Source organism: Rhodococcus sp. ACT016, assembly GCF_050477185.1.
In the GTDB taxonomy this organism is placed as follows: domain Bacteria; phylum Actinomycetota; class Actinomycetes; order Mycobacteriales; family Mycobacteriaceae; genus Prescottella.
The window spans coordinates 1,539,322-1,563,901 of the sequence record NZ_JBEAET010000001.1 but is presented as its reverse complement, the minus strand read 5'-3'; the positions used below and the strand labels follow the sequence as shown (position 1 = coordinate 1,563,901).

General features: G+C 69.3%; 30 protein-coding genes. 7 read left to right on the top strand and 23 right to left on the bottom strand.

Annotated features, from left to right (window positions below):
- Positions 1-69 precede the first annotated feature (69 nt).
- Positions 70-849 (bottom strand): siderophore-interacting protein, encoded by a 780-nt coding sequence (locus ACQ5DX_RS07225; protein WP_430331983.1) that lies wholly within the window; start codon positions 847-849, stop codon positions 70-72.
- Positions 850-915: 66 nt separating this feature from the next.
- Positions 916-2,049 (bottom strand): GIY-YIG nuclease family protein, encoded by a 1,134-nt coding sequence (locus ACQ5DX_RS07220; protein WP_430331982.1) that lies wholly within the window; start codon positions 2,047-2,049, stop codon positions 916-918.
- Positions 2,050-2,199: 150 nt separating this feature from the next.
- Between ACQ5DX_RS07220 and hadA the strand changes: the two genes are divergently transcribed.
- Positions 2,200-2,733, top strand: coding sequence for a (3R)-hydroxyacyl-ACP dehydratase subunit HadA (gene hadA, locus ACQ5DX_RS07215; RefSeq protein WP_430331981.1), 534 nt, complete (start codon positions 2,200-2,202; stop codon positions 2,731-2,733).
- A 13-nt stretch (positions 2,734-2,746) separates the two neighbouring features.
- Here hadA and dprA read toward each other — a convergent pair whose 3' ends face one another.
- The 9 genes from dprA to ACQ5DX_RS07170 form a co-directional block, all read right to left on the bottom strand.
- The gene (dprA, locus tag ACQ5DX_RS07210) at positions 2,747-3,868 is read right to left on the bottom strand and encodes a DNA-processing protein DprA (protein WP_430331980.1); all 1,122 of its coding nucleotides are present in this window, start codon (positions 3,866-3,868) and stop codon (positions 2,747-2,749) included.
- Positions 3,865-5,373: a YifB family Mg chelatase-like AAA ATPase gene (locus ACQ5DX_RS07205; protein WP_430331979.1), complete on the bottom strand. Its 1,509-nt coding sequence runs from the start codon at positions 5,371-5,373 to the stop codon at positions 3,865-3,867. Before ACQ5DX_RS07205 ends, dprA begins: the two co-directional genes overlap by 4 nt.
- A complete protein-coding gene (locus ACQ5DX_RS07200; RefSeq protein WP_430331978.1) occupies positions 5,373-5,729 on the bottom strand; it encodes a YraN family protein in 357 nt (118 codons plus the stop codon). Before ACQ5DX_RS07200 ends, ACQ5DX_RS07205 begins: the two co-directional genes overlap by 1 nt.
- Positions 5,730-5,950: 221 nt before the next feature.
- Positions 5,951-6,268: a DUF2469 domain-containing protein gene (locus tag ACQ5DX_RS07195; RefSeq protein WP_430331977.1), complete on the bottom strand. Its 318-nt coding sequence runs from the start codon at positions 6,266-6,268 to the stop codon at positions 5,951-5,953.
- A 37-nt stretch (positions 6,269-6,305) separates the two neighbouring features.
- Positions 6,306-6,986, bottom strand: a complete 681-nt coding sequence (locus ACQ5DX_RS07190) for a ribonuclease HII (protein WP_430331976.1) — start codon at positions 6,984-6,986, stop codon at positions 6,306-6,308.
- Positions 6,983-7,801, bottom strand: coding sequence for a signal peptidase I (lepB, locus tag ACQ5DX_RS07185; protein ID WP_430331975.1), 819 nt, complete (start codon positions 7,799-7,801; stop codon positions 6,983-6,985). The genes ACQ5DX_RS07190 and lepB overlap by 4 nt, the downstream gene beginning before the upstream one ends.
- 70 nt (positions 7,802-7,871) lie before the next feature.
- Positions 7,872-8,213: a 50S ribosomal protein L19 gene (rplS, locus tag ACQ5DX_RS07180; RefSeq protein ID WP_430331974.1), complete on the bottom strand. Its 342-nt coding sequence runs from the start codon at positions 8,211-8,213 to the stop codon at positions 7,872-7,874.
- Positions 8,214-8,288: 75 nt separating this feature from the next.
- On the bottom strand, positions 8,289-9,173 hold the full coding sequence (locus ACQ5DX_RS07175) for a hypothetical protein (RefSeq protein WP_430331973.1): 885 nt from the start codon (positions 9,171-9,173) through the stop codon (positions 8,289-8,291).
- Complete coding sequence (locus tag ACQ5DX_RS07170) at positions 9,173-10,147, bottom strand: formylglycine-generating enzyme family protein (protein ID WP_430331972.1); 975 nt, start codon at positions 10,145-10,147, stop codon at positions 9,173-9,175. The genes ACQ5DX_RS07175 and ACQ5DX_RS07170 overlap by 1 nt, the downstream gene beginning before the upstream one ends.
- Positions 10,148-10,257: 110 nt before the next feature.
- On the opposite strand from ACQ5DX_RS07170, the gene ACQ5DX_RS07165 reads away from it, so the two are divergent.
- On the top strand, positions 10,258-10,929 hold the full coding sequence (locus tag ACQ5DX_RS07165) for a GAP family protein (RefSeq protein ID WP_430331971.1): 672 nt from the start codon (positions 10,258-10,260) through the stop codon (positions 10,927-10,929).
- 60 nt (positions 10,930-10,989) lie between these two features.
- Here ACQ5DX_RS07165 and ACQ5DX_RS07160 read toward each other — a convergent pair whose 3' ends face one another.
- Positions 10,990-13,338, bottom strand: a complete 2,349-nt coding sequence (locus ACQ5DX_RS07160) for a Tex family protein (protein ID WP_430331970.1) — start codon at positions 13,336-13,338, stop codon at positions 10,990-10,992.
- A gap of 40 nt (positions 13,339-13,378) precedes the next feature.
- Here ACQ5DX_RS07160 and ACQ5DX_RS07155 point away from each other — a divergent pair, with 40 nt between their 5' ends.
- A complete protein-coding gene (locus ACQ5DX_RS07155) occupies positions 13,379-14,353 on the top strand; it encodes a serine hydrolase (RefSeq protein WP_430331969.1) in 975 nt (324 codons plus the stop codon).
- Between the two features lie 11 nt (positions 14,354-14,364).
- Here ACQ5DX_RS07155 and trmD read toward each other — a convergent pair whose 3' ends face one another.
- Genes trmD through rpsP form a run of 4 tightly spaced genes read right to left on the bottom strand, consistent with a single transcriptional unit; the run spans position 14,365 to position 16,339 of the window.
- Entirely contained in the window at positions 14,365-15,063 is a 699-nt protein-coding gene (trmD, locus tag ACQ5DX_RS07150) for a tRNA (guanosine(37)-N1)-methyltransferase TrmD (RefSeq protein WP_430331968.1), read from the bottom strand.
- Between the two features lie 10 nt (positions 15,064-15,073).
- On the bottom strand, positions 15,074-15,640 hold the full coding sequence (gene rimM, locus ACQ5DX_RS07145) for a ribosome maturation factor RimM (protein WP_430331967.1): 567 nt from the start codon (positions 15,638-15,640) through the stop codon (positions 15,074-15,076).
- A 7-nt stretch (positions 15,641-15,647) separates the two neighbouring features.
- On the bottom strand, positions 15,648-15,890 hold the full coding sequence (locus ACQ5DX_RS07140) for an RNA-binding protein (RefSeq protein ID WP_003939023.1): 243 nt from the start codon (positions 15,888-15,890) through the stop codon (positions 15,648-15,650).
- The gene (gene rpsP / locus ACQ5DX_RS07135; protein WP_127916022.1) at positions 15,890-16,339 is read right to left on the bottom strand and encodes a 30S ribosomal protein S16; all 450 of its coding nucleotides are present in this window, start codon (positions 16,337-16,339) and stop codon (positions 15,890-15,892) included. Before rpsP ends, ACQ5DX_RS07140 begins: the two co-directional genes overlap by 1 nt.
- Before the next feature lie 267 nt (positions 16,340-16,606).
- Between rpsP and ACQ5DX_RS07130 the strand changes: the two genes are divergently transcribed.
- Together ACQ5DX_RS07130 and ACQ5DX_RS07125 are read left to right on the top strand one after the other, a co-directional pair.
- Complete coding sequence (locus tag ACQ5DX_RS07130; protein WP_430331966.1) at positions 16,607-17,014, top strand: transcriptional regulator; 408 nt, start codon at positions 16,607-16,609, stop codon at positions 17,012-17,014.
- Positions 17,011-17,391, top strand: coding sequence for a DUF3817 domain-containing protein (locus ACQ5DX_RS07125; protein WP_430331965.1), 381 nt, complete (start codon positions 17,011-17,013; stop codon positions 17,389-17,391). Before ACQ5DX_RS07130 ends, ACQ5DX_RS07125 begins: the two co-directional genes overlap by 4 nt.
- 69 nt (positions 17,392-17,460) lie before the next feature.
- Here ACQ5DX_RS07125 and rdgB read toward each other — a convergent pair whose 3' ends face one another.
- The 7 genes from rdgB to clpS form a co-directional block, all read right to left on the bottom strand.
- Positions 17,461-18,072 (bottom strand): RdgB/HAM1 family non-canonical purine NTP pyrophosphatase, encoded by a 612-nt coding sequence (rdgB, locus tag ACQ5DX_RS07120; RefSeq protein WP_430331964.1) that lies wholly within the window; start codon positions 18,070-18,072, stop codon positions 17,461-17,463.
- Positions 18,069-18,851, bottom strand: coding sequence for a ribonuclease PH (rph, locus tag ACQ5DX_RS07115; RefSeq protein ID WP_430331963.1), 783 nt, complete (start codon positions 18,849-18,851; stop codon positions 18,069-18,071). The genes rdgB and rph overlap by 4 nt, the downstream gene beginning before the upstream one ends.
- Positions 18,852-18,918: 67 nt before the next feature.
- Positions 18,919-19,677, bottom strand: coding sequence for a cyclic nucleotide-degrading phosphodiesterase (locus ACQ5DX_RS07110; protein WP_430331962.1), 759 nt, complete (start codon positions 19,675-19,677; stop codon positions 18,919-18,921).
- Positions 19,678-19,800: 123 nt separating this feature from the next.
- Entirely contained in the window at positions 19,801-20,454 is a 654-nt protein-coding gene (locus tag ACQ5DX_RS07105) for a rhomboid family intramembrane serine protease (protein WP_430331961.1), read from the bottom strand.
- Positions 20,455-20,511: 57 nt separating this feature from the next.
- Positions 20,512-21,600 (bottom strand): P1 family peptidase, encoded by a 1,089-nt coding sequence (locus ACQ5DX_RS07100; RefSeq protein WP_430331960.1) that lies wholly within the window; start codon positions 21,598-21,600, stop codon positions 20,512-20,514.
- Positions 21,597-22,172 (bottom strand): DUF2017 domain-containing protein, encoded by a 576-nt coding sequence (locus tag ACQ5DX_RS07095; RefSeq protein ID WP_430331959.1) that lies wholly within the window; start codon positions 22,170-22,172, stop codon positions 21,597-21,599. The genes ACQ5DX_RS07100 and ACQ5DX_RS07095 overlap by 4 nt, the downstream gene beginning before the upstream one ends.
- 42 nt (positions 22,173-22,214) lie before the next feature.
- A complete protein-coding gene (gene clpS / locus ACQ5DX_RS07090) occupies positions 22,215-22,505 on the bottom strand; it encodes an ATP-dependent Clp protease adapter ClpS (RefSeq protein ID WP_430335569.1) in 291 nt (96 codons plus the stop codon).
- Between the two features lie 121 nt (positions 22,506-22,626).
- Between clpS and ACQ5DX_RS07085 the strand changes: the two genes are divergently transcribed.
- Together ACQ5DX_RS07085 and ACQ5DX_RS07080 are read left to right on the top strand one after the other, a co-directional pair.
- Complete coding sequence (locus tag ACQ5DX_RS07085) at positions 22,627-23,979, top strand: nicotinate phosphoribosyltransferase (RefSeq protein WP_430331958.1); 1,353 nt, start codon at positions 22,627-22,629, stop codon at positions 23,977-23,979.
- A 14-nt stretch (positions 23,980-23,993) separates the two neighbouring features.
- The gene (locus ACQ5DX_RS07080; protein WP_430331957.1) at positions 23,994-24,569 is read left to right on the top strand and encodes an isochorismatase family protein; all 576 of its coding nucleotides are present in this window, start codon (positions 23,994-23,996) and stop codon (positions 24,567-24,569) included.
- The last annotated feature ends 11 nt before the right edge of the window (positions 24,570-24,580 follow it).

Below are 24,580 nucleotides of genomic sequence, written 5' to 3'. Positions count from 1 at the left end.
GGGCCGAATCCGACCGCCGTCCAATGGGATTCGAGAGATCGGAACGACGATCGACACAGCGGGCGCGGCTCAGTTCGCGTTCGCCTCGGCCGTCACCAGTTCCTGCTTCCACACCCGGAATCCCTCTTCGGTGCGGCCCCGGCGCCAGTAGCCGGAGATCGACGCCGACGCGGCGGGCACTGCCCGCTCCTTGCGGATGTACGGACGCAGGTGGTGCATGACGGTGTCCGCCTCGCCGTGGATGAAGACGTGCACATCGCCGGGCAGCCATGGGGTGTCCAGGACCGCCCGGACCAGTGGGGCGTTGCCGCCGACGACGTCGGCCTCGGCCGCGTCCGATGTCGTCCCGCGGTACAGCCACGTGATCTCGACGTTCGGCCCCGCCGACAGGTCGATCCGGTCGCGTTCGTCGGCGACCTCGACGAACACCTTCGCCACGGCGTCGGCGCCGAGGGCCTCGACCGCTGTCGAGATCGCCGGCAGCGCCGACTCGTCACCGGCGATGAGGTGCCAGTCGGCGTCGGGACGCGGCGCGTACGCACCACCGGGGCCGCGCACCGTCACGGACTCGCCCGGCTGCACCGACGCAGCCCACGGGCCGGCGACCCCGTCGTCACCGTGCACGACGAAATCGATCGCCAACTCGCGCGCGTCCGCGTCGACCGAGCGGACGGTGTACGTCCGCAGGACCGGAGCGTCGGCGCCGCCGAACTCGATCTTGACGTACGAGTCGGTGAACTCGGACGACTCGAAGCTGTCGAAGCCGGGATCGCCCAGCACCACCCGGACCATGTGCGGCGCGATCCGTTCGGTCCGCACCACCGTCAACGTCGACGTTCTCCGCGCCACGGCACACTCCTCCACTCACGCAAATAGTTAGGCAAAGCTAACCATAGATCATGAGTGGAGGGGGCGTCACCGCCCGTGCGGACGCGCCATGGTCAGACGCTGTACCCAGCCGTGTGTCGGCCACGCCTTGAGCCCCGCGCGGTCCGGCGTCACACGAGTTCCCACGTACTTGGCCTCGAGATCCGGGTCGACCGCACCCGAGAAGCGCCACTGCTGCTCACTGGCCGGGCCGACCCCGTCCCAGGTGGTCACGCGGTATACCGCTCGAACGATGTTGTCCGCGAACACGATCACCGGTAGATCGGTGACATTGCGGGCGGCAGCCCCCGCACGCCACGGCCCCCGCGACAGGGCATACAACTCATCGGCGGTCAGACCCGCACCGGCCGCGGCGGGCACTCGGACGAGCGCGCCCGGAACCGGCATCTCGGGGGCTGGTAGCGCCGAGTACTGGACCGCCAACTCTTCGATCGACATCGCCCGCTTCTCGAGGTCGGCCGGTTCGCCGGCGAGGTTTGTCAGCACCGGGTGATCGGGGTGGAGTTCGAGCAGGCGGAGCGCGTCGACCACCACGTGCGCGGCCTCCTTCGCCGCCGAGACGTTGTCGTGGGCCGCGTCGATCCGGTGCCGCAGCACGATGTGCTCCACCGAGTGCCCTGCGGCGTAGATGTCCCGGATCCGCTGAGTCCAGGCGCTGCGCGTCTCGTCCCGATCGGCGTCACCCACGCCCTCGGCATCGAGGGTGCCCGCCTCCCCGAGCGCATCCCAGTCGTGCGAGTACACCTTGTTCCCACGTCCTACACCGACGTAGAAGATCGACCGGTCCCGCGGATCCAGCAGCGCATAGACGTACAGACCGAGGTTCTCGACCACGCGAGGCGCCAGGGGGTTGGGCGCGGGCTTACGCTCCCGCGGCTCGGCGGTGATCACCCGCATCACCGCGAGGCGCAGCGCATCCGAGACGACGACACCGCCGATCGCGGGGCCGTCGAAGAGAACCCCTGCCGCGTCGCGCACCGAGGTGAACGTCCGGCCGGCGTTCAGCTTGAGCGAGTTGACCACCGCGGTGAACTCGGCGAGTCGCACCTTGGGATCGCTCACCACGCCGCGACCCTCGTCATCGGTGAGGAAGTCGCGGATTCCGGGCGCGGCCAGCAGCACTCGGGTGATGTCTTCGGGAACGGTCCAGACGGTAGCCATGACGCGACTTTAGGCGATCCGGGGACCGTATGCGGTACGCCTTGCTGACCACCGGACGCAATCGTTTCCGTTCGGAAACGATTGCGCGTGGTCGCGCCCGTCTCTGCCCGATATCAGACGCTGCCTCGGTTCTTCCGTCACACTCGAGTGGTGACCCGATCAGCGGAATCGACGGACGACCGGGCCTCCCGCGCGGAGCGACTGGTCGGCTACAGCTACCGCATGCCCGACTACTACGAGGTGGGCCGGGAGAAGATCCGCGAGTACGCGACGGCCGTGCAGAACGACCACCCCGCGCACCACGACGAAATCGCCGCGCAGGAACTCGGTCACCCTACAATCATCGCGCCGCTCACCTTCGTGTCGGTGATCGGCATCATCGCCCAGAAGTTTCTGCTCGAGAAGATTCTGACCGGATTCGATCTGAGCCAGATCCTCCAGACCGATCAGAAGCTGATATTCCACCGACCTGTATGTGCCGGCGACCGACTCACTGTCGACGTCTCACTCGCATCGTTTCGGCAGACCGCCGGCAGCGACATCTTCGTGACGAAGAATGTCGTGTGCGACGAAACCGGCACCCCCGTCATCACCACGCTGACCACGCTGGTCGGGCGGACGGGCGACGAAGCCGATCCGGAACGCCTGCGGCGCATCAAGGACGTGATGATGCGCGAGCCTTGAGAGCTCGAACCGCTCACCGCTCGCGGAACCACCCCGTCTCGTCCGAACCGACGAATCCGTCGATCTCGAGCACCGGCAGGACCGCCCGCACCTTGCCGATCGGCACGCCCGAGTCCTCCGAGAGCGCGCGGGTGCTGCGAGTTCCGTTGGCCGGCAGCGCCTCGTAGACCGCGGCCGCATCCCCCTCGAGCACGTCGAGCGCGCGGACCGGCCCGGCGTCCTCGCCGTCGAGCCCGATCGGTCCGGCCTCCTCCACGACATCGGCTGCACTCGCCACCAGCCGCGCCTCGCCCTCCCGGATCATCCGATGGCACCCCGTGGACGCCGCCGACGTCACCGGCCCCGGCACCGCGAGCACCGGACGGCCCAGCCGCCGCCCCCACGTCGCGGTATTCCGTGCGCCGCTGCGCCACCCCGCCTCGACGACCACCACGCCCTCGGACAGCCCCGCCACCAAGCGGTTTCGCGCCAGGAATCGGTGCCGCGCCGGCGTCGTCCCCGGCGGATACTCACTGATCACCGCGCCATCGTCGGCGATCTGCCGGAGCAACCGCCCGTGCCCGGCCGGATACGCGCGGTCGACACCGCACGCCAGGACGGCGACGGTGAGACCACCCACCCCGAGCGCGGCCCGATGCGCCGCCGCATCTATACCGAACGCCGCCCCCGACACGATCGTCCACCCGTCGGCGGCGAGGTCGCCCGCGATCTCGGCGGTCACGTGCTCGCCGTAGGAACTCGCGGCGCGGGTGCCGACGACCGCCACCGATCGGGCAACCAGTTCGTCCACCGGCCGACTCCCCAGCACCCACAGCGCGAGCGGTCCACCGTCGTCGCGGCCGTTTCCGAGCCCGTCGAACGCGAGCATGCGCCAGCGCGGCCACTCGTCGTCGTCCGGGGTCACCAGGCGCCCACCCATCGCCTGCAGCTGGTCGAGATCGCGTGTCGAGGTGTCGAGATGTGCCCGCGCCGACGTCCGCCGGTCCAGGAAGCTGGACAGGTCCCGCTCCCGCACGGCGCGCGCGGCCTCCTCCGGCCCCACCGACGCCACCAACTGCGCCAGCGGCGGACACGAGCCCTGCACCACCTTCGACAGGTACGCCCACGCCGACAGTCGCGGATCGTGCCCGCTCACGACATCCCCCGATCGCGGAACTCGAGCGCGCTGCCCACCTGGTGCGAGCCCGGAGCGTCCAGCCCGGCAAGATCCGCGAGGGTCCACGCGACCCGCAACGCCCGGTCGGCACCGCGGGCGGTGACCGAACCACGACGCAGCGCCTTCTCGATCGGTCCGAGCGCCTCGCGGGAGAGCCGGAACCGTTGCCGCAGAGCCGGGCCCGGAACCTCTGCATTGGTGTGCCAACCGTAGGGGCGCCACCGCTCGGCGGCTGCGGCCCGCGCCGTCGCCACCCGCGCACGCACCTGCTCGGTGCTCTCGCCAACCTCGTCCATCAACGCCTCGGCCCGGGCGCTCCCCATCCGGATCCGCAGATCGACACGGTCGAGCAGCGGCCCCGACAGGCGTCCCAGGTAGCGTCGGCGCACCGTCGGCGTGCACACGCAGTCCACCTCGCGTGCGGGCGCGCACGGGCACGGGTTGGCGGCCAGGACCAGCTGGAACCGTGCCGGGTACCGGGCCACCCCGTCCCGTCGGGCGATCCGTACCTCACCGTCCTCGAGCGGCGTGCGCAACGCCTCCAGCGCCTTCGTCCCCATCTCGGCGCACTCGTCGAGGAAGAGGATCCCGCGGTGCGCCCGGCTCACCGCGCCGGGCTTGGCGATTCCGCTGCCGCCGCCGACCAGAGCGCTCACCGACGACGTGTGGTGCGGCGCGATGAACGGCGGTTCGGTGATGAGCGGGCGCTCGGAGGTGAGGAGACCGGCGACCGAGTGGATTGCCGTGACCTCCAACGCCTCCGATTCCGAGAGCGCGGGCAGGACGCCCGGCAGCCGCTGCGCCAGCATCGTCTTCCCGATCCCGGGTGGGCCGGTGAGCATTAGATGGTGGGCGCCGGCGGCCGCGACTTCGATCGCCCACCGCGCCTCCGCTTGCCCCACGACCTCGCTCAGATCGCTTCGTAGAACGCTGGTCTCGGCGTCGAACGGCTCCGGCTCGGCGAGTTGTCCCTTGCCCTGCAGCCATTCGGTGACCGCCGTCAGTCGGTCCGCGCCGAACACCTCGATCCCGTCGACCAGTCCCGCCTCCGCGAGGGCCGCCATCGGCACCACCGCCGTCGACCAGCCCGCATTCCTCGCCGCGAGCAAAGCGGGCAGCACACCCCGCACCGTGCGCAACCGTCCGTCGAGCGCCAGTTCGCCCAGCAGCACGGTCTTCTCGAGCCGAGATCGTGGGACCTGGCGGGCCGCATCGAGCACCGCACACGCGAGCGCCAGATCGTAGACGCTGCCCACTTTCGGGAGCGTCGCCGGCGAGAGCGCGAGCGTCACCCGCGATTCCGGCCACTTCGCACCCGAATTGGTGACCGCCGCCCGTACCCGATCGCGGGACTCCTGCAGCGCGGTGTCCGGCAGGCCCACCAGGTGCACCCCCGGCAACCCGCGGCCGATATCAGCCTCGATCTCGACGATCTGCCCCTCGACGCCGGTCACCGCGACCGAGTGCGCCCGGCCCAGCGCCATCAGAACACCCCCGTCAGATGTGTGAGCTCGGGCTCGCGTCGGCGATCGACGAGCACCGACACCACGTCGAACCGCACGTGCGGCCAGTGCCGCTCCGACGCCGACAGCCAACGCTGCGCGAGCATCCGGATGCGGCGCTGCTTGGCGTAGGTGACCGCCTCGGCCGGGCTGCCGAACCCGAGCCCCGACCGGGTCTTGACCTCCACGAACACGACTGTGTCACCGTCGACCGCCACCAGATCCAGCTCACCGTGCCGGCACCGCCAGTTGCGGTCCAGGATCCGCATGCCGGACGCCGTCAGCAGCTCGGCCGCCAGTTCCTCCCCCATCGCGCCCAGCGCGAGATTCCGTCCCATCCAGGCCTCCCCTCAGCCGACGGGACACTTCCCGCCGCTCGGGGCCACTGTGCCGTCACCGATCGACGAGCAGATCTCCCGACCTGCGCCGACGAATTCGCCTGTGGATGGACGAACAGCTGTGGACAACCCACGAAATCCAGGGTGGGCTGGTCCGCCCCGAAGCCGAAACACGAAACCGCGCACCACGATTCGTGGTGCGCGGTTTCGGAAGGCTCGCGTCAGCCCAGGCCGCTGTCCGGCAGCCGCAGGTCCGACTTCTCGAGCTCCTCGATGTTGACGTCCTTGAAGGTGATGACGCGCACGTACTTCACGAACCGAGCCGGACGGTACATGTCCCACACCCAGGCGTCGGACATCCGCACCTCGAAGTAGATCTCGCCGTCCGCGCTGTGCGGAAGCAACTCCACGGAGTTCGCGAGATAGAACCGGCGCTCGGTCTCCACGACGTACGAGAACTGCCCGACGATGTCCCGGTACTCGCGGTACAGCGACAGTTCCATCTCGGTTTCGTACTTCTCGAGATCCTCGGCACTCATCGGCCTCGACGTCCTCCTACGTTGTTGTGAACACTCATCATCGCGCACCGACCGTTGCGGTTCCGAATGCGCGGTTTGCCGCGGCTACGTTCGCGTACGACATTCGATGTTCCCGAGACGGTCCCAGTTCGTTCAGCGCCGCCGTGTGTACCGCGGTGCTGTACCCCTTGTGCCCCGCGAAACCGTACCCGGGGAGCTCGTCGTCCAGTGCGATCATCGTCCGATCCCTGGTGACCTTCGCGAGGATGCTCGCCGCAGCGATGCAGGCCGCGGTGGCGTCGCCGCCGATCACCGGCAGTGACGGCGCCGGCAGCCCGGGGACCCGGAATCCGTCGGTGAGCACGTAACCCGGTGCCACCGTCAGGCCCGCGACCGCGCGGCGCATGCCCTCGATGTTCGCCACGTGCACCCCGATCCGGTCGATCTCCGCGGCCGGGATCTCGACGACGCTCCAGGCGACCGCGAGCCGTGTGATCACCGGGAACAGCTCGTCGCGAGCCCTCTCGGTGAGCTTCTTCGAGTCGTCGAGCCCCGACAGCGCCGCGTGCGGCTTGGGCCCGAGCACGCACGCGGCCACGACCAGCGGCCCCGCGCAGGCTCCACGGCCCGCTTCGTCGACACCGGCGACCGGACCGAGCCCGCACCGCACCAGCGCAGACTCCATGGTCCGCAAGCCGGATGCTCTGCGAATGACGGTTCTCGGTGGCCAGGTACTCACTGCTGCTGGATGTCGGGGGACGAGATCTTGCCCCAACGCGACGGCGGCAGGACGATGAACGTCGCCTTGCCGATCACGTTGTCGATCGGGACGGTGCCTTGTAGTTCGTCGGATACGTGATAGCGCGAATCCGCCGAGTTGCTGCGGTTGTCGCCCATCACCCACACATTGCCCTCGGGGACGGTGACCGGACCGAAGCAGCGCCCCGACTTCACCGCGGTGTCGCACGTCTGGACGCCCGGAATGAACGGGAAGTCCATCTTCACGTACGGCTCGTCGAGTGGCTTGCCGTCGACCAGGATGCGGCCCTGGTCGTCGCAGCACTCGACGGTCTGCCCACCGGTGGCGATCACACGCTTCACGAGATCATTCTCGTCCGGCGGGACGAGTCCCACCAGGGAGCCGAGTTCCTCGACACCACGAAGCACGACGTTCGACGACCGATTCGAGGTGTAGTTCTCCGACCACGACTCCGGACCGCGGAACACGACGACGTCGCCAGGTTGGGGATCCCCGAAGCGGTAGCTGATCTTCTCGACCAGGATGCGGTCGCCGGTGCAGCCGGGACATCCGTGCAGCGTCGGTTCCATCGACTCGGACGGGATGAGGTAGACGCGCGCGATGAACGTCTGGAGCAGAAAGCTCAGAACCAGCGCGACGACGATGAGGATCGGTATCTCGCGCCAGAAGGACCGCTGCTTCTTCTCTTTGCCTCGGGCGCGGCCGCGGCGGCCCTTCGCTCCGTTGCTCTCCCCCGCGCCGTCGCCGTTGTTCGCATCCGGCGTCACGGCCGGGTCCTGCGGTGCATCTGCCACGGAGACAGATTAGCCCGACACCGCGTGAAAACGGTGCCGGGCCAATCGATCAAGCTCGGAGCGTCGAAGCTCAGCGCTTTTCCTTGATCTTCGCAGCCTTGCCGCGCAGGTCGCGCAGGTAGTACAGCTTGGCGCGACGGACGTCACCGCGGGTGACGACCTCGATCTGGGCCAGGTTGGGGCTGTGAACCGGGAAGGTGCGCTCGACACCGACACCGAACGAGATCTTACGAACGGTGAAGGTCTCGCGCACGCCGCCGCCCTGGCGGCGGATCACGACGCCCTTGAAGACCTGCACGCGCTCCTTCGAGCCCTCGATAACCTTGACGTGCACGTTCAGGGTGTCACCGGGACGGAACTCCGGAATATCGTCACGGAGGGACTTGGCGTCCAGGAAGTCCAAGGTGTTCATCGGTTGTTCCATCCTTGCGTTTATCGCAGGAGCAGAGGAACCGAGCGGCTGGTGCTCGACTGGTTCGTGCTCAGATCAGGTTCCGTCACCCTCACCGGGCAACCCGACCATTGTGCCAGACGCCGCACCATGCGTGGAAATCGGTGCCGGCGCGGCGTGCACGGTCCGCTCGAGCTCCACCTCCGTGGCCGTGAGCGCATGCTCGACGCTGGGTTTTCCCGCGACCAGGTCCTGCACGTAGATCTTCGCGCGGATCATCGGGCGGCGGAACCGTTTCTCCCGCTCGAGCGCACGGCGCATCTTGCGTGGCTTCTTCACGTACCGCCAGCGCGCCCACGGCGCCCCGGGCCGGCTCAGTCGGAGCGCCCCGACCAGGAGGATCGGGAACACGAACAGCCCGACCAGTCCGGTCCAGATCTTGCCCTTCAGGATCACGATGGCCGCCAACCCCAGATTCGCGACCGCGAGGGCCACGATCGCCGCCCGGACCGCGAAGTGCGGATCCTTGCGGAACTCGGTGATGTCGAACAATTCGAGCGGTTGGAACCCGAGCAGCAGCAGACCGGTCACCGCGAGCGCGACGAAGACCGCGTCGACCGACGCCCGTCCCTGGTCCTCCCAGTACACGTCCTTGAGATAGAAGATCAACGCGAACTCGTCGAGCACGAGCGCCGCGCCGATCCCGAAGAACATGGCCAGCACCGCACCGGTGGTCTGCGTCGCCGTCTCTTGTACCGCGATCAACGCGACCCCGGACGCGAACATCGTGATCACCCCGAACACGACGTGGTGGATGTGCTGGCCACCGGGCGTGATGTTGCCGGGCCACCAGCGCACCTCGGCGCGGATCATCCGGACGCTGACTCGGATGAACAGGAACGCGAGCAGGAAGCCGATCAGGAAGAAGAGCAGCGGCAGGCGCCCGTTCGCGATGATCTCCCGGTCGAGCCACTCGCGCATCAGGACGGACCGGGAGCTCGGACGATGCAGCGGAAGCCGATGTGGCAGGTGGACGTCTCTTCCGTCTCCCCCTGCCGCGCCGCGGGACGGTACCGCAGGCAGTAGTTGGGCGCGCACAGGTGCGATCCGCCCTTGATGACGCGGCGGGCGTACGTCTCGCCGTCGCGGGCCTCCCCGACCTCGACCCTAGGGTTACGGGGAATGCAGCACGACGACGTCGGCGCCACGTTCTTCCCGGACACGCTGTGATCGGCGGTGTGGAAGTCCGAGGTCCACTCCCACACATTGCCGGCCATGTCCGACAGGCCGTAGCCGTTGGGCCGGTAACTGCCGATCGGCGCGGTGCCGACGAATCCGTCCTCGGCCAGGTTCTGCCACGGGAACTGGCCCTGCCACGTGTTGGCCTGATGCTTGCCGCCGGGGGTGAAGTCGTCGCCCCAGACGTACGTCTTGCGATCGAGTCCACCGCGGGCGGCGAACTCCCACTCGGCCTCGCTCGGCAGTTCCTTGCCCGCCCACGCCGCGTACGCGAGGGCGTCGGTGTAGGAGACGTGCGTGACGGGATGCCGCTCGCGACCGCCGACGTTGCTGCCGGGCCCCTCGGGGTGTCGCCAGTCCGCGCCCGGCACCCACGACCACCACTGCTGATAGTCGTCGAGGGACACCGCGTGGTCCGGCGGGGTGAACACCAGCGATCCGGGAACCAGCAACGACGGATCCGCGTCGGGGTAGTCGACGGGGTCCGGCGCGACCTCGGCGGTGGTGACGTGCCCGGTGTCCTTCACGAACCGACGGAACTCCGCGACCGTCACCTGATGGGTGTCCATCCAGAATCCGTCGACCGTGACCTGGTGGACGGGGCGCTCCTCGGGATAGAAGTCCTCCGAGCCCATCCAGGACGTTCCACCGGGAACCCACACCATGTTCTTCGGCGCGCGGGACGAATCAGGGCGCACGGACGAGATCGGCTGCATGGATGCTGAGTGTTCCACCTGGGACACCGCCGCGAAAGCCGGAGCAGCGCCCGGCGTTTCACCCGAAATGGGTGGGGACCACGACGGGCGGCACCGACACCATTCGTCTCATGGGTACCGCAATCGGGGATGTGCTCCCCCTCGCGATCGGTGTGGCCATCAGCCCCATCCCGATCATCGCGACGATCCTCATGCTGCTGACGCCGCGCGCCGGCAGCACCGCGACGGCGTTCCTCGCCGGCTGGATACTCGGGATCGTCGTGGGCTACGCGATCTTCGTGATCATCGGCAGCTCGATGGATCTGTCGTCCGATTCGGACGGCAACGCCGTCACCGCCACCATCCGCCTCGTCCTCGGCCTCCTACTGCTCGGCCTGGCCGTGAAGCAGTGGCGCAGCCGACCGGCCCCGGGCGAGACGCCGACGATGCCGGCGTGGCTGTCGGCGATGGACAAGGTCACGCCCGGCAAGGCGATCGCGCTCGGGTTCGGTCTCGCCGCCGTCAACCCTAAGAACCTGCTGATGATCGTCGGCGCCGCGGTCGCGGTCACACAGCTCGGGGTCAGCGGCACGTCGATCGTCGTCACCGGCATCGTGTTCACCGTCCTCGCCGCCAGCACCGTCGCCGTGCCGGTCATCGGCTATCTCACGATGCGCGAGCGTGCCACCTCCTGGCTGGGCGGGCTGAAGACCTGGCTCACCGCCAACAACGCCGCGGTGATGTCGGTGCTGCTGCTCGTGATCGGCGTGTCGCTGATCGGCAAGGGCATCGGCGGGTACTGACAGCACCGCCGACGCCGGCGGGTGCCCCGGCCGGAACCACCGGGGCACCCACCGCGCGGATCAGTTGCCGAAACCCGCCTTGCGGAGCGCGTCGGCCATGGATCCGCTCGCCGGACGCTGCTCGGACCGCCGGTCGCGACCCCGACCACCCTGACGCTGGCCGCCCTGGCCGCCCTGGCCGCCCTGACGCTGATTGCCGCCCTGACCATTCGGCCGGGGTCCGCGTCCGCCCTGGCCGCCCTTCGGTCCGGTGGCCGCGCCGACCTCGTCGTCCAGCCGCAGCGTCAAACCGATGCGCTGGCGTTCGACGTCGACCTCGAGCACCTTGACCTTGACGACGTCACCGGACTTGACCACCTCGCGCGGGTCGCTGACGAAATTGCGTGACATCGCCGACACGTGGACCAGCCCGTCCTGGTGCACGCCCACGTCGACGAAGGCACCGAACGCGGCGACGTTGGTGACGACCCCCTCGAGCACCATGCCGGGCTTCAGGTGCGCGACCTTCTCGATGCCGGCCGCGAACGTCGCGGTCTTGAACTCGGGGCGCGGGTCGCGGCCCGGCTTGTCGAGCTCGGCGATGATGTCGGTGACCGTCGGCAGGCCGAACTTGTCGTCGACGAAGTCGGTCGGCCGGAGCTTCTGTAGGACGGCAGTGTTGCCGATCAACTCCCCCACGCCCGAACCGGACGCCTGCACGATCCGCCGCACCACCGGGTACGCCTCGGGGTGCACGGCCGACGCGTCGAGCGGATCGTCGCCGTTCGGGATCCGGAGGAAGCCGGCGCACTGCTCGAACGCCTTGGGGCCGAGACGCGGCACGTCCTTGAGCGCCTTGCGGCTGCGGAACGGGCCGTTCTGGTTGCGGTGGGCGACGATGCTCTCGGCGAGCGAACCGGCGATGCCCGACACCCGCGACAACAGCGGCACCGACGCCGTGTTCACGTCCACGCCGACCGCGTTGACGGCGTCCTCGACGACCGCGCCGAGCGACCGCGCCAGCATGGTCTCGGACACGTCGTGCTGGTACTGGCCGACGCCGATCGACTTGGGGTCGATCTTCACCAGTTCGGCCAGCGGGTCCTGCAGGCGGCGGGCGATCGACACCGCACCGCGGATCGAGACGTCGAGGTCGGGCAGCTCTTGCGACCCGTACGCCGACGCCGAGTACACCGACGCCCCGGCCTCGGACACCATCACCTTGGTCAGTCCCGCCTCGGGGAATTTCGAGATCAGTTCGGCGGCAAGCGCATCCGTCTCACGCGACGCCGTACCGTTGCCGATGGCGACGAGGTCGACGCCGTGCTTGGCGGCGAGAGCGGCGAGCGTCGCGAGCGACTGGTCCCACTTGTTGTGCGGCTGGTGCGGGTAGATCGTGTCGTGCGCGACGACCTTGCCCGTCGCGTCGACGACCGCGACCTTGGTGCCGGTGCGGAAACCCGGGTCCAGTCCCATCGTGGCGCGGGTGCCCGCCGGCGCGGCCAGCAGCAGGTCCTTGAGGTTGGCCGCGAACACGTCGACGGCGTCCGTCTCCGCCGACTGCCGCAGCCGCATCCGGGTGTCGATGCCGAGCGTGATCAGCATCTTGGTCTTCCACGCCCAGCGGACGGTGTCGAGCAGCCAGCGGTCGGCCGCGCGTCCACGGTCGGCGATCCCGAAGCGGTTCGCGATCCGGCCCTCGTACACGGTGGTCTGGCCCGGCTCGAGCGGCTCGCGGTCGGACGCGAGGGTCAGCGAGAGGACCTCTTCCTTCTCGCCGCGGAACATCGCGAGGATGCGGTGCGACGGCAGCTTCTCGAACGGCTCGGAGAACTCGAAGTAGTCGGCGAACTTGGCGCCCTCCGACTCCTTGCCCTTGCGGACCGTCGACTCGACCTGCCCGCGAGTCCACATCAGTTCACGCAGCTCACCGACCAGGTCGGCGTCCTCGGCGAACCGCTCGACGAGGATCGCACGCGCACCCTCGAGCTGCTCGGCGGTGTACTGCGCCGGGTCCTGGGTGGCGTCGCCGAGCAGCGCGTCGGCGACCGGTTCGTGGCCGGCCTCACGAGCGATCTGCGCCTTGGTGCGCCGCTTCGGCTTGTACGGCAGGTAGATGTCCTCGAGCCGCGCCTTGGTGTCGGCCAGCATGATCTGCTGCTCGAGCTGGTCGTCGAGCTTGTCCTGCGAGCGGATCGATTCCAGGATCGCGACGCGCCGCTCGTCGAGCTCGCGCAGGTAGCGCAGGCGCTCCTCGAGCTGACGCAGCTGGGCATCGTCGAGGGCGCCGGTGACCTCCTTGCGGTACCGGGCGATGAACGGGACCGTGGCGCCGCCGTCGAGGAGGTCGACGGCCGCGGCGACCTGACCCTCCCGTACGTCGAGCTCGTCGGCGATGCGCTGGTTCACGGATTTGAGAGCAGTCGTCACGGCGATCGACCCTACCGCTAGCCTGTTCGAGGTGCCGGTCATGAGCCCGGCGAAAGATTTGGTGGAGGATCCGGTGGCGCAACGAGCACGACGTCTCGCCGTCGTGTGCCTCGCAACCGCCGCGATCGCGGCCTGCGCCTCGCCGTCCGACGGCGGGACGACACCCGACAGTCGACGCGCCGACGGCCTCGACACTACGGAGGTCGGGCCCGCTCCGCTCACGATCGAGGGGCGCATCACCCAGTCCGTCGTGGACGCCGCCGGGCGCGGCGCCGACGTGACGATCGCACTGCTCGACCGGCGGGACGGTCACTACGAGTCGTTCGCGGACGCGACCCCGTTCCCGACGGCGTCGGTCGCGAAACTGTTCATCGCCGACGACCTCTTCTACCGCGAGTCGACCGCCGAACTGGCCCTCACCGACGGCGAGCACGAGCTCGTCGCGCGGATGCTCGAGTACTCCGACGACGACGCCGCCAACCAGCTGTGGGACGACTACGGCACGTCGGACATCGTCGTCGACGTGGTGTCGCGGTACGGGCTCGCCGACACGGAGCCGCCGTACGACGACCACTGGTGGAACACCGTGACGACCGGACACGACCTCGTCGACTACTACTCGGCCGTGCTCGACGGACGCGGCGGCCTCGACCCGGAACACCGCGACGAGATGATGACGTACCTGCGCACGTCGAACCCGACCGCCGCGGACGGCTACGACCAGAGCTTCGGGATCCCGGCCGGCCTGCCCGACGAGTCGGATGTCGCGGTCAAGCAGGGCTGGATGTGCTGCATCGACGACCGTTGGACGCACGTGTCGACCGGCGTGATCGGGCCGGACGACCGCTACGTCCTGGTGCTGGTGTCACGCGAGGACCTCGACTACGGGGACGGCGACGCCGAATACCCCGACACCTCGCTCACCGCGGCTGTCGACGACGTCAGCGCGGCGCACGCCCGCGAGACGATCACCGACGTCGCGCGAACCCTGTTCCCGCAGAGGCGAATCGACTAGCGGGTCGCGAATCAGGAAAGGAGATCGGGCCGACGCTCGGCTGTGCGCTGAAGCGACTGTGCCCGACGCCAGGCCGCGACCTTGGCGTGATCCCCGGACAGCAGCACCGGCGGCACGTCGAGCCCGCGCCACGAGACGGGGCGCGTGTAGCTGGGGCCCTCGAGGAGTCCGTCGGAGAACGAATCCTCTTCATGGGATTGCTGATTCCCGAGCACACCCGGCAGCAGTCGGACGACGGCCTCGACCATGACGAGCACGGCGGCCTCGCCGCCGATCAGGACGTAGTCGCCGATGGACACCTCTTCGACCCGCACCCGGCGGGCGGCGTCGTCGAACACGCGCTGGTCGATGCCCTCGTACCGGCCGCACGCGAAGACCAGGTGCTTCTCCTCGGCCCAACGGTGCGCCGTGGCCTGGGTGAACGGGACGCCGGCCGGGGTGGGAACCACCAGGAGGGCGTCGGAGTCGGGTTCACCGTGCTCGTCTGTGAGGACCTCGTCGAGAGCGTCGCCCCACACGGTCGGCTTCATGACCATGCCCGGTCCACCGCCGTACGGGGAGTCGTCGACCGACTTGTGGACGTCGTGGGTCCAGCGCCGCAGATCATGGACCCCGACGGAGATGAGTCCCTTGTCGATCGCCTTGCCGAGCAGCGCGGCCCGGAGCGGCTCGAGGTACTCGGGGAAGATCGTGACTACGTCGAGACGCACGGCGGTTCGGTCACTCCTCGTTGCGGCTGTCGCCGAAGTCGGGATCCAGCAGGCCCTCGGGCGGGTCGATCTCGATGACACGATCGGCCACCGAGACGGTCGGCACGATCGCCGTCACGAACGGGACCAGAAGCTCGCCGGACGTCTGCCCTTCCGGGCGGATCGACAGCAATTCGCCTGCCGCGGAATGCAATACCTCGATCACGGTGCCGACGGGCGTACCGGCGTCGGGGCGCCCGGCGGCCATGCGCACGGACAGGCCCTCGAGCTCGTGGTCGTAGAACTCGTCCGGATCGTCGGACGGGGTGAGATCAGCGGTATCGATCACGAACAGCGTGCCGCGCAGGTTGTCCGCGGCGGTGCGATCGGCTACGCCGTCGAGGCGCAGCAGAAGCCGCCCGGAATGCTCCCGGGCGGCTTCCACCGTGTATGTGTGCAGCTTGGTCTCGCGCGGCTTGCGACCACGCAGTTCGGCACCGACGGAGAAGCGCTTCTCGGGTTCGTCGGTACGAACCTCGACGACCAGTTCTCCCCTGATGCCGTGCGACTTGGCGACGCGGCCCACGACGAGTTCCACTGCGGTTCTACTGATCGGTGTCGACGACGTCGACGCGGATCCCACGGCCCCCGATACCGGAGACGAGGGTCCGCAGGGCGGTCGCGGTACGACCACCGCGACCGATCACCTTACCGAGATCGTCGGGGTGCACATGCACCTCGACGGTGCGCCCCCGACGCCCGGTGATCAGCTCGACGCGAACGTCGTCGGGGTTGGCGACGATCCCACGGACGAGATGCTCGACGGCATCGGCGACAACGGCGCTCATTACTCGGCAGCCTCGGTGGACTCGGCGTCAGCGGCGGGAGCCTCGGCGGCCTCTTCCTTCGCAGCCTTCTTCTTCTTGGGCGTGATGGCCTCGGAAACCGGCTCGTTCTCGGCCTGCGCCAGCGCAGCCTGGAACAGCTCCAGCTTGGACGGCTTCGGCTCCTTGACCTTCAGGGTGCCCTCGGCGCCCGGCAGGCCCTTGAACTTCTGCCAGTCACCGGTGATCTTCAGCAGGTTCTCGACCGGCTCGGTCGGCTGCGCGCCGACACCCAGCCAGTACTGAGCGCGCTCCGAATCGATCTCGATCAGCGAGGGCTCTTCCTTGGGGTGGTACTTGCCGATGGTCTCGATCGCACGGCCGTTGCGGCGGGTGCGAGAGTCCGCGACGATGATCCGGTACTGCGGGTTGCGGATCTTGCCGAGGCGGGTGAGCTTGATCTTGACAGCCATGCGCTGCGTATCTCCTTCAGTGCGCACACGAGTGCACACGTGTCACGTGCAATTCAGCGACCCGCCAGGGTGGCGAGTCCGGTTTTGCCTCTCTCCTGTGACCGCCGCGCGGTACGTAACCGGATGCGACGAACAGCGGCTCATTCTGCCAGACGACCCGCGCGGAACGGAAACGCGCACCGGGACGGCGTCTTGCCTGCGGGTCCGGTGACCAGAACCACCCCGGACGCCTACGGCGACCCTCCCCACCTCGGGTACCGTCGAAGTGTGGCCCGAACCAGTCGAAAGAGCCGACCAGCACTGATTCTGCTGGTCGTCGTCGCCGCCGTCGGATGCCTGGCGCTCGGCTGGTGGCAGTGGACGCGATTCGAGTCCGCGGGTGGCACGGGTCAGAACCTCGGCTACGCGTTCCAATGGCCCCTGTTCGCGGCGTTCGTCGTCTACGCCTACCGGCGGTTCGTCCAGCTCGAGGACGGAGACCCGGCGGCCGAAGCCGACGTCTCGACGGACGGTCCGACCGAGGTTCCCGAGGGCCTGCTTCCGAAACGCCCCAAGGCGAACGCGACGACGCCGAGAGCCGAGGACCTGGACGACCCCGAGGCCCGGCAGATGCTCGAGTACAACGATTACCTCGCCGAGCTCTCCGCTCGCGAGCCCGATAGGAGCGACAAGTGAGCGGCGGCCCCCACGAGACCACCCCACAGCAGACCGCGCCCCAGGCGGCGCCCGCACAGCAGGACAACCAGAAGATCGCGTCGGCGCTCCTGCGCTACCGCGTCCTCGCGTACGCGACCGGCATCTGGCTCCTCGTGCTCACCGCCGAGATGGTAGCCAAGTACATCTTCAGCGTCGACAATCTGCCGACCTGGATCGCGATCGTCCACGGCTGGGTGTACTTCGTCTACCTGATCATGACGATCGACCTCGCGGTCAAGGTGCGCTGGCCCGCGGGCCGCACCATCGGGACGCTGCTCGCCGGCACCATCCCGTTCCTGTCGTTCTTCGTCGAGCACTGGCGCACGGTCCAGGTCAAGAAGGACTTCGGGATCTGATCGATCGCACCCACGTACGCCGAAGGGCCCGTCTCGGACGAGACGGGCCCTTGGTGCATTCGTGAGGCGTCAGGCCTTCGCCAACTCGGCCAGCGCCGGCACCAGTTGCGCCAGTGCGCGGCCCCGGTGCGAGGCAGCGTCCTTCTCCTGCGGCGACAGCTCGGCCGACGTCCGCTGCTCGCCCTCGGGCTCGAAGACGGGGTCGTAGCCGAACCCGTTCTCGCCGCGCGACTCGCGGACGATCCGTCCGCGCCACTCGCCGCGCACCACCACCGTCTCCGCACCCGGGATCGCGAGCGCACACGCCGACACGAACGCGGCGCCGCGGCGCTCGGCCGGCACGTCCGACAGCTGACCGAGCAGCAGTGCGGTGTTGGCGTCGTCGTCGCCGTGCCCGCCGCTCCACCGGGCCGACAACACGCCGGGCATGCCGTTCAGTGCGTCGACCTCGAGTCCCGAGTCGTCGGCGACGCAGGGCAGCCCGGTGGCGGCGGCGCCGTCGACGGCCTTGACGATCGCGTTCTCCTCGAACGTCGCACCGGTCTCGGGCGTCTCCGGGAACTCGGGGACCTCGTCGAGGCCGATCACCTCGAGCCCCTCGATCCCGGCGGCGGCGAGGACGCGGCGCAGCTCACCGAGCTTCTTGGCGTTGCGGCTGGCGACGAGGATCTTTCCGCTCAACTGCCGAACGCCTTCTTCTTGGGCTCGGCCGACTCGGGCAGCACGCCCGGGTAGGGCTCGGCGAGCACAGCCTTCTGGACCTCGAACAGCTTCTCGCAGCCGGCGAGCGCCGAATCGAGCAGCTTGTCGAGCGTCGAGCGCGGGAACGTAGCGCCCTCGCCGGTGCCCTGGATCTCGACGAGCGTGCCGGTATCGGTCGCGACGACGTTCATGTCGACCTCGGCGCGCGAATCCTCCTCGTAGGGCAGGTCCAGCCGGACGCGGCCGTCGACGACGCCGACGCTGACGGCGGCGATCGCGCACGAGATCGGCTGCGGATCCGCCAGCCGGTCGGCGGCACGCAGGTAGGTCACGGCGTCGACGAGTGCGACGTACGCGCCGGTGATGGCCGCGGTGCGGGTGCCGCCGTCGGCCTGGAGCACGTCGCAGTCGATGGCGATCGTGTTCTCGCCGATCGCCGCGAGGTCGATGCATGCGCGCAGCGAGCGGCCGACCAGTCGGCTGATCTCCTGGGTGCGCCCGCCGACCTTGCCCTTGACCGATTCGCGGCCGCTGCGGGTGTGGGTCGCGGCGGGCAGCATCGCGTATTCGGCGGTGAGCCAGCCCAGCCCGGAGCCCTTGCGCCAGCGCGGCACGCCGGCCTCCACGCTCGCGGTGCACATGACCCGCGTATTGCCGAACTCGACCAGCACCGAACCTGCGGGATGGTTCGTGAAGCCGCGCGTGATCCGGACCTCGCGGAGTTCGTCGTCCGCCCTACCGTCTTCTCGTGTCGTCACATTGGGAGAGCCTAGTCGGCGGCGCCGACCACGAGGCGCCCGGCGGAGGTGACCGTGCGGGCGAAGGTCAGACGGTGTAGACGTCGCCGGCCGACACCGCGTGAACCGGGCCGGAGAACTCCGCCTTGGCCTCGGCGATGACGTCCTCGCGGGACGTCCACGGCGGAATGTGGGTGAGCAGCAGTTCGCCGACCCCGGCGCGTGCGGCGACCTGGCCGGCCTCGGTGCCGGACAGGTGGATGCCCTCGGGCCGGTCCGGGCTGTGCGTCCACGACGCCTCCGACAGCAGCACGTCCGCACCGCGCGCGAGGTCGACGACGGCGTCGCACATTCCGGTGTCGCCGGTGTAGGCGAGGACGCGCCCTTCCTTGCTGGTGACGCGGAAGCCGTACGACTCCGGCGGGTGGTTCACCTGCCACGCCTGCACCGTGATCTCACCGATCTCGGCGATGTGGCCGTCGGACCAGCTCCGCAGGTCGATGGTGTCGGAGATGTCGTCGAGTTCGCCGCCGCACTCCGCGGAGGCGACACCGATGCGGCACGCGCTGTCGGTGGGCCCGTAGACGAGGGCACGCCCAGTGGGCGGCTTCGGGTGGTAGCGACGCCAGACGAGCAGACCTGGCATGTCGAGGCAGTGGTCGGCGTGCAGGTGCGAGAGCAGGATCGTGGCCTCGCCGGGATCGGCGTACTTCTGCAGGGCACCGAGGACGCCGGGGCCGAAATCCATGACGACCGGAGGGGTGCCCGGCGCCGTCAACAAGTAGCCCGACGCTGCCGAGTCAGGTCCGGAGACACTGCCCGAACATCCCAGGACCGTAATGCGCATGCAAGCTATGCTGCCACGATCACCCGGCCTTCAAAAAGCTTCGGCAACTTTCGGCGGCGTCAACTCACATCGGACCGCGGATTGTGATGCGCCGTTTCGCAGTCCGGCTATGTGACGGCCGAGTCACCCCAACGGTGGCGACATCGTCGACGAACCGCCGATCCCGGGCGCTGGAACCACCTTCCGCCGGGTGTCCGACGACAGCGCCCACGCCGCCACGACACCGCCGATGGCCCCGAACAGGTGCCCCTGCCACGAGATCCCGTACTGGCCGGGCAGCACGCCCCACAGCATGCCGCCGTAGACGAACAGCACCACCACTCCGAGCAGGATCTGCCCGATGTTGCGGGTGAAGATGCCGCGCACCAGCAGGTAGGTGAGCCAGCCGAACACCAGGACGGACGCACCGAGATGTGTGCCGGCGCCGCCGGTCAGCCAGGTTCCGAGCCCGCCGATCACCCAGATGATCCCGGTGGCGGCGAGCCCTCGACCGATCCCGGAGAGCAGCACCAGGAAGCCGAGAATCAACAGCGGGACCGTGTTGGCCAGCAGGTGGCCCCAGCCGAAGTGCAGCATCGGCGCGAACAGGATGCCCCACAGCCCGTCGAGGGTCCGTGGCTCGACGCCCCACGCGTCCAGCGGGTTCCCCGTCACGGTGTCGATCGCCTCGAGCACGTACAGCACCGCGACGAAACCACCGATGGTCGTCGCGGCCCGTTGCCATATCGGGCGCGGGGCGCGCGGAGTGTTCGTTCGCAGTTCGGATCCGGCTGTCACGATGTCGAGCGTACCGACCACTGTCGCGAAGCGGTCGGTGGCGAACGGCCGCGCGATTTAGCCGGAAGTCCCGAACGCCGACGGGAACACGTCCCGGTAGCTGGGGATGCCGGCCACCGTGGTCGCCGACAGGATCGCGTCGACGATCGCCCGCTGCACACACTGCGCGGCCGCCGTGCAGACCGCGTCCAGGATCGGCAGTTCGGCCGGGAACGCCGCGGGGACACCGTCCGGGGACGGGGTCGCGTGGGTCCCGGTCGCGAGCGCGAAGATCGTGTCGCCGTCGAGCGGCGAATGCGCGGGCCGGATCGCGCGGGCCATGCCGTCGTGTCCCGCGACCGCAACCCGGCGGCACGACGCCTTCGACAGCTTCGCGTCGGTCACGACCACCCCGATCGTGGTGTTGAGGACGGTCGCCTTCTCCCCCAGCACGTTCGCGGCGGCGAGTTCGTCGGACGACGGTCGCCGCATGCCGCGCCGCTCGGCGTCCGCCGCCGACAGGCCCCACGGCAGACCCGTCTCCGGGTCCCACACCGAGCCGACCGGATTGGCGACCATGAGCGCGGCGACGGTCACGCCGTCGGCCGGTCCGCCCTGGATCACCGTGCTGGCGGTACCGACACCGCCCTTGAGGATCCCGGCCCGCGCCCCAGTGCCGCCGCCGACACAGCCGGTTTCGACGGTGGTGCCGGCCCGGTCGGCCGCGCGGTAGCCGAACTCCGCGTTGGGCCGGACGCGCCAGTCGCCGACGGGCAGATCGAAGATCACCGCGCCGGGCACGATCGGGACCACCTGGCCGGGTGCGCCCATCGGGATGCCGTGCTCGTGTTCCTCGAGCCAACGCATGACACCGTCCGCGGCGGCCAGGCCGTACGCGCTGCCACCGGAGAGCAGCACCGCGTTCACGTGCTGCACCGAGTGACTCGGGTCGAGCAGGTCGGTCTCGCGTGTGCCGGGGCCGCCGCCGCGCACGTCGACGCCGGCCGTCGCACCGGAGGGGACGAGCACGACGGTGCACCCGGTCGCGCCACCGGAGCCGAGGGTGGTGTCGGGGTCGAGGCGGTGGTCGTGGCCGACGAGGACGCCGGCGACATCGCACAGGGAGTCCGACGGGCCCGTCACGACCGCGCTCCGGGGCGCCGTCACGACAACAACGCCTGGACGAGCGAGTCCTGCATCCACGTCAACCAGTGGTAGACGTCGAGGTGCGGGGCCCGGGGGTCGCCTTCCTCCAACTCGTCCGGTGTGTCGGCGTCGATCCCGAGGTTGGTACCCAGCGCCAGGCGGATGTCGTTGAGCCCGGCGAGCCACGCGTCCGCCTGCTCCGGGGTGAGCGCGACCTTGCCGCCGTCGGCGGGCACCGTCCGGAGGATGACCGCGCCGGCCGCGATCTTCTCGTCGATGATGTCCGGTTCGTGCAGGCTGCGCAGTGCGCTGTTGACGTTGCCCTGCTCCGGATCGTCGTGCTGGGCGTCGGGATCGGCCCGCTGGAAATCCGGCAGCAGTCGCGCGAGGACGGCGTCGTCCGGTGTCTCCGAGTTGCCGGTCCGCATACCCGTGAGCGCGGCCAGTTCGTCGGTCGGTGCGGAGGCGGCCCGGTCCTCGAGCAACCCGGTCACCGAGGACACCAGGGACCGCAGCACCGCCGCCTCGTGCGCGTCCATCTCCGAGCGCAGTTTCAATCCGCCGAGCGAGTTCTTCCTCGTCCAAGTCCGCACGTCTGTACCGGGATCCTTACGTCGGGATGGGTGGATGGGCGTCTAGCTGCTGTCGCGCTGCATCGTGGCCCACAGGCCGGCGGCGTGCAGCTTGCGCACGTCGTTCTCGACCTTGTCGCGCGAGCCACTCGAGACGACCGCCTTGCCTTCCTTGTGAACCTGCATCATCAGGTCCGTAGCCTTGGCTTTGCTGTAGCCGAACAGCTTCTGGAAGATGTACGTCACGTAGTGCATCAGATTGACGGGATCGTCCCAGACGACGGTGACCCAAGGCCGATCCAGCGCCTCGGTCATCTGCTCGACTTCCGCCTCCTGGGGCGCTGCGGCGGGCATCTTGCCGACCGGAACCGCGGTCGGGGGAGTCATCGTGGAGCACTGCGCCATGGGTCCAGGGTACGGCGTGGGCATCGAACTCGACACCCGCGCCCGGTAGCCGAATCGTAAAGTTGGGCGCGTGGCAACCGTTCCCCTGCAGCGCACCGGCGACCGTCCGAGCACGGCGCTGTTCACCGACCAGTACGAGTTGACGATGCTCGAGGCCGCCCTCTCCGACGGCTCGGCGCATCGTCCGTGCAGCTTCGAGGTCTTCGCCCGGCGCCTGCCCGACGGACGCCGCTACGGTGTGGTCGGCGGCATGGGCCGGATTCCGGATGCCTTGGCGCGCTTCCGGTTCGGGGAGCCCGAACTCGAGATCGTGTCCCGATTCCTGAACACCGCGACGGTCGAGTGGCTGCGTGACTTCCGCTTCTCCGGTGACATCGACGGCTACCGCGAGGGCGAGCTCTACTTCCCCGGCTCCCCGATCCTGTCGGTGCGCGGGACGTTCGCCGAATGTGTCCTACTCGAAACCCTCGCGTTGTCGATCCTCAACCACGACAGCGCGATCGCGTCGGCGGCGGCCCGCATGGTGAGTGCCGCCGACGGGCGCAGGCTGATCGAGATGGGGTCGCGTCGCGCACACGAGGAGTCGGCGGTGGCGTGCGCCCGTGCCGCCTACCTCGCCGGCTTCGACGCGACGTCGAATCTCGAGGCAGTCCGACGGCACGGGGTGCCCGGAGCAGGCACCAGCGCACACGCTTTCACGTTGCTGCACACCACCGACGGGAGCGCGAACGAGGAGGCCGCCTTCCGGGCACAAGTCGCGGCGCTCGGGGTCGGCACGACGCTGCTGGTCGACACTTACGACATCACGCAGGGCGTCAAGAACGCCGTCGCCGCGGCCGGTAGCGGACTCGGCGGCGTGCGGATCGACTCGGGCGACCTGGGTGTGCTCGCGCGGCAGGTCCGCGACCAGTTGGACGGTCTCGGCGCGACCGGCACCAGGATCGTCGTGTCGGGTGATCTCGACGAGTACGCGATCGCCGCGCTGCGCGCCGAACCGGTCGACGCGTACGGCGTGGGGACGTCGCTGGTGACGGGATCGGGCGCGCCGACGGCGGGCATGGTCTACAAGCTCGTCGAGGTCGACGGCGTGCCGGTCGAGAAGCGCAGCGCCCAGAAGCAGTCGCGGGGCGGCACCAAGCGCGCGGTCCGGCTCAGTCGGGCGTCGGGCACGGTCGTCGAGGAGGTCCTGTACCGCGCCGGCGAGCCGGTACCCGATCCCGGCGCGCTCGCGTCTCGCGAGTTGCTGATCCCGCTGGTACGTGGCGGCGAGACCGTCGCCGGCCTGCCGACTCTCGAGGACAGCCGCGCGCTGCTGGCACGAAATCTCGTGAGCCTGCCGTGGGAGGGACTCAAGCTGTCGCACGGCGATCCGGCCGTGCCGACCCGCTTCGTCACGTCGGCCGAGCCGACGATCACGACCTGAGAGGAGTGGCGAACATGACCGGACGGGCACTGATCGTCACTGACGTCCAGAACGACTTCTGCGAGGGCGGGGCGCTCGCGGTGACCGGCGGCGCGACGGTCGCCGCCGACGTCAACGACCTGTTCACCGGTGCGGGGTATGCCGCGATCGTCGCGACACGCGACCGCCACATCGATCCGGGCCCCCACTTCTCGGATCACCCGGACTTCGTCGACACGTGGCCGCCGCACTGCCGGGCCGGCACGCCGGGCGCCGAATTCCATCCGTCGCTCGAGATGGAGCCCATCGAGGAGGTGTTCTCCAAGGGCGCGTACAGCGCCGCCTACTCGGGATTCGAGGGCGTGTCGCCGAAGGGCGAATCCCTCGCCGACTGGCTGCGCCGACACGACGTCGACGCAGTCGACGTCGTCGGCATCGCCACCGATCACTGCGTGCGCGCAACGGCGCTGGACGCGGCGACGGAGGGCTTCCGCACCCGGGTGCTGCTCTCCTACACCGCGGGCGTGGCCCCCGACACGGTCGCGGCCGCGCTGACCGAGCTCGATCACGCCGGCATCGAACTGGTGGGCGAGGTCGCCGACCGCACCTGACAGTGGCGCGC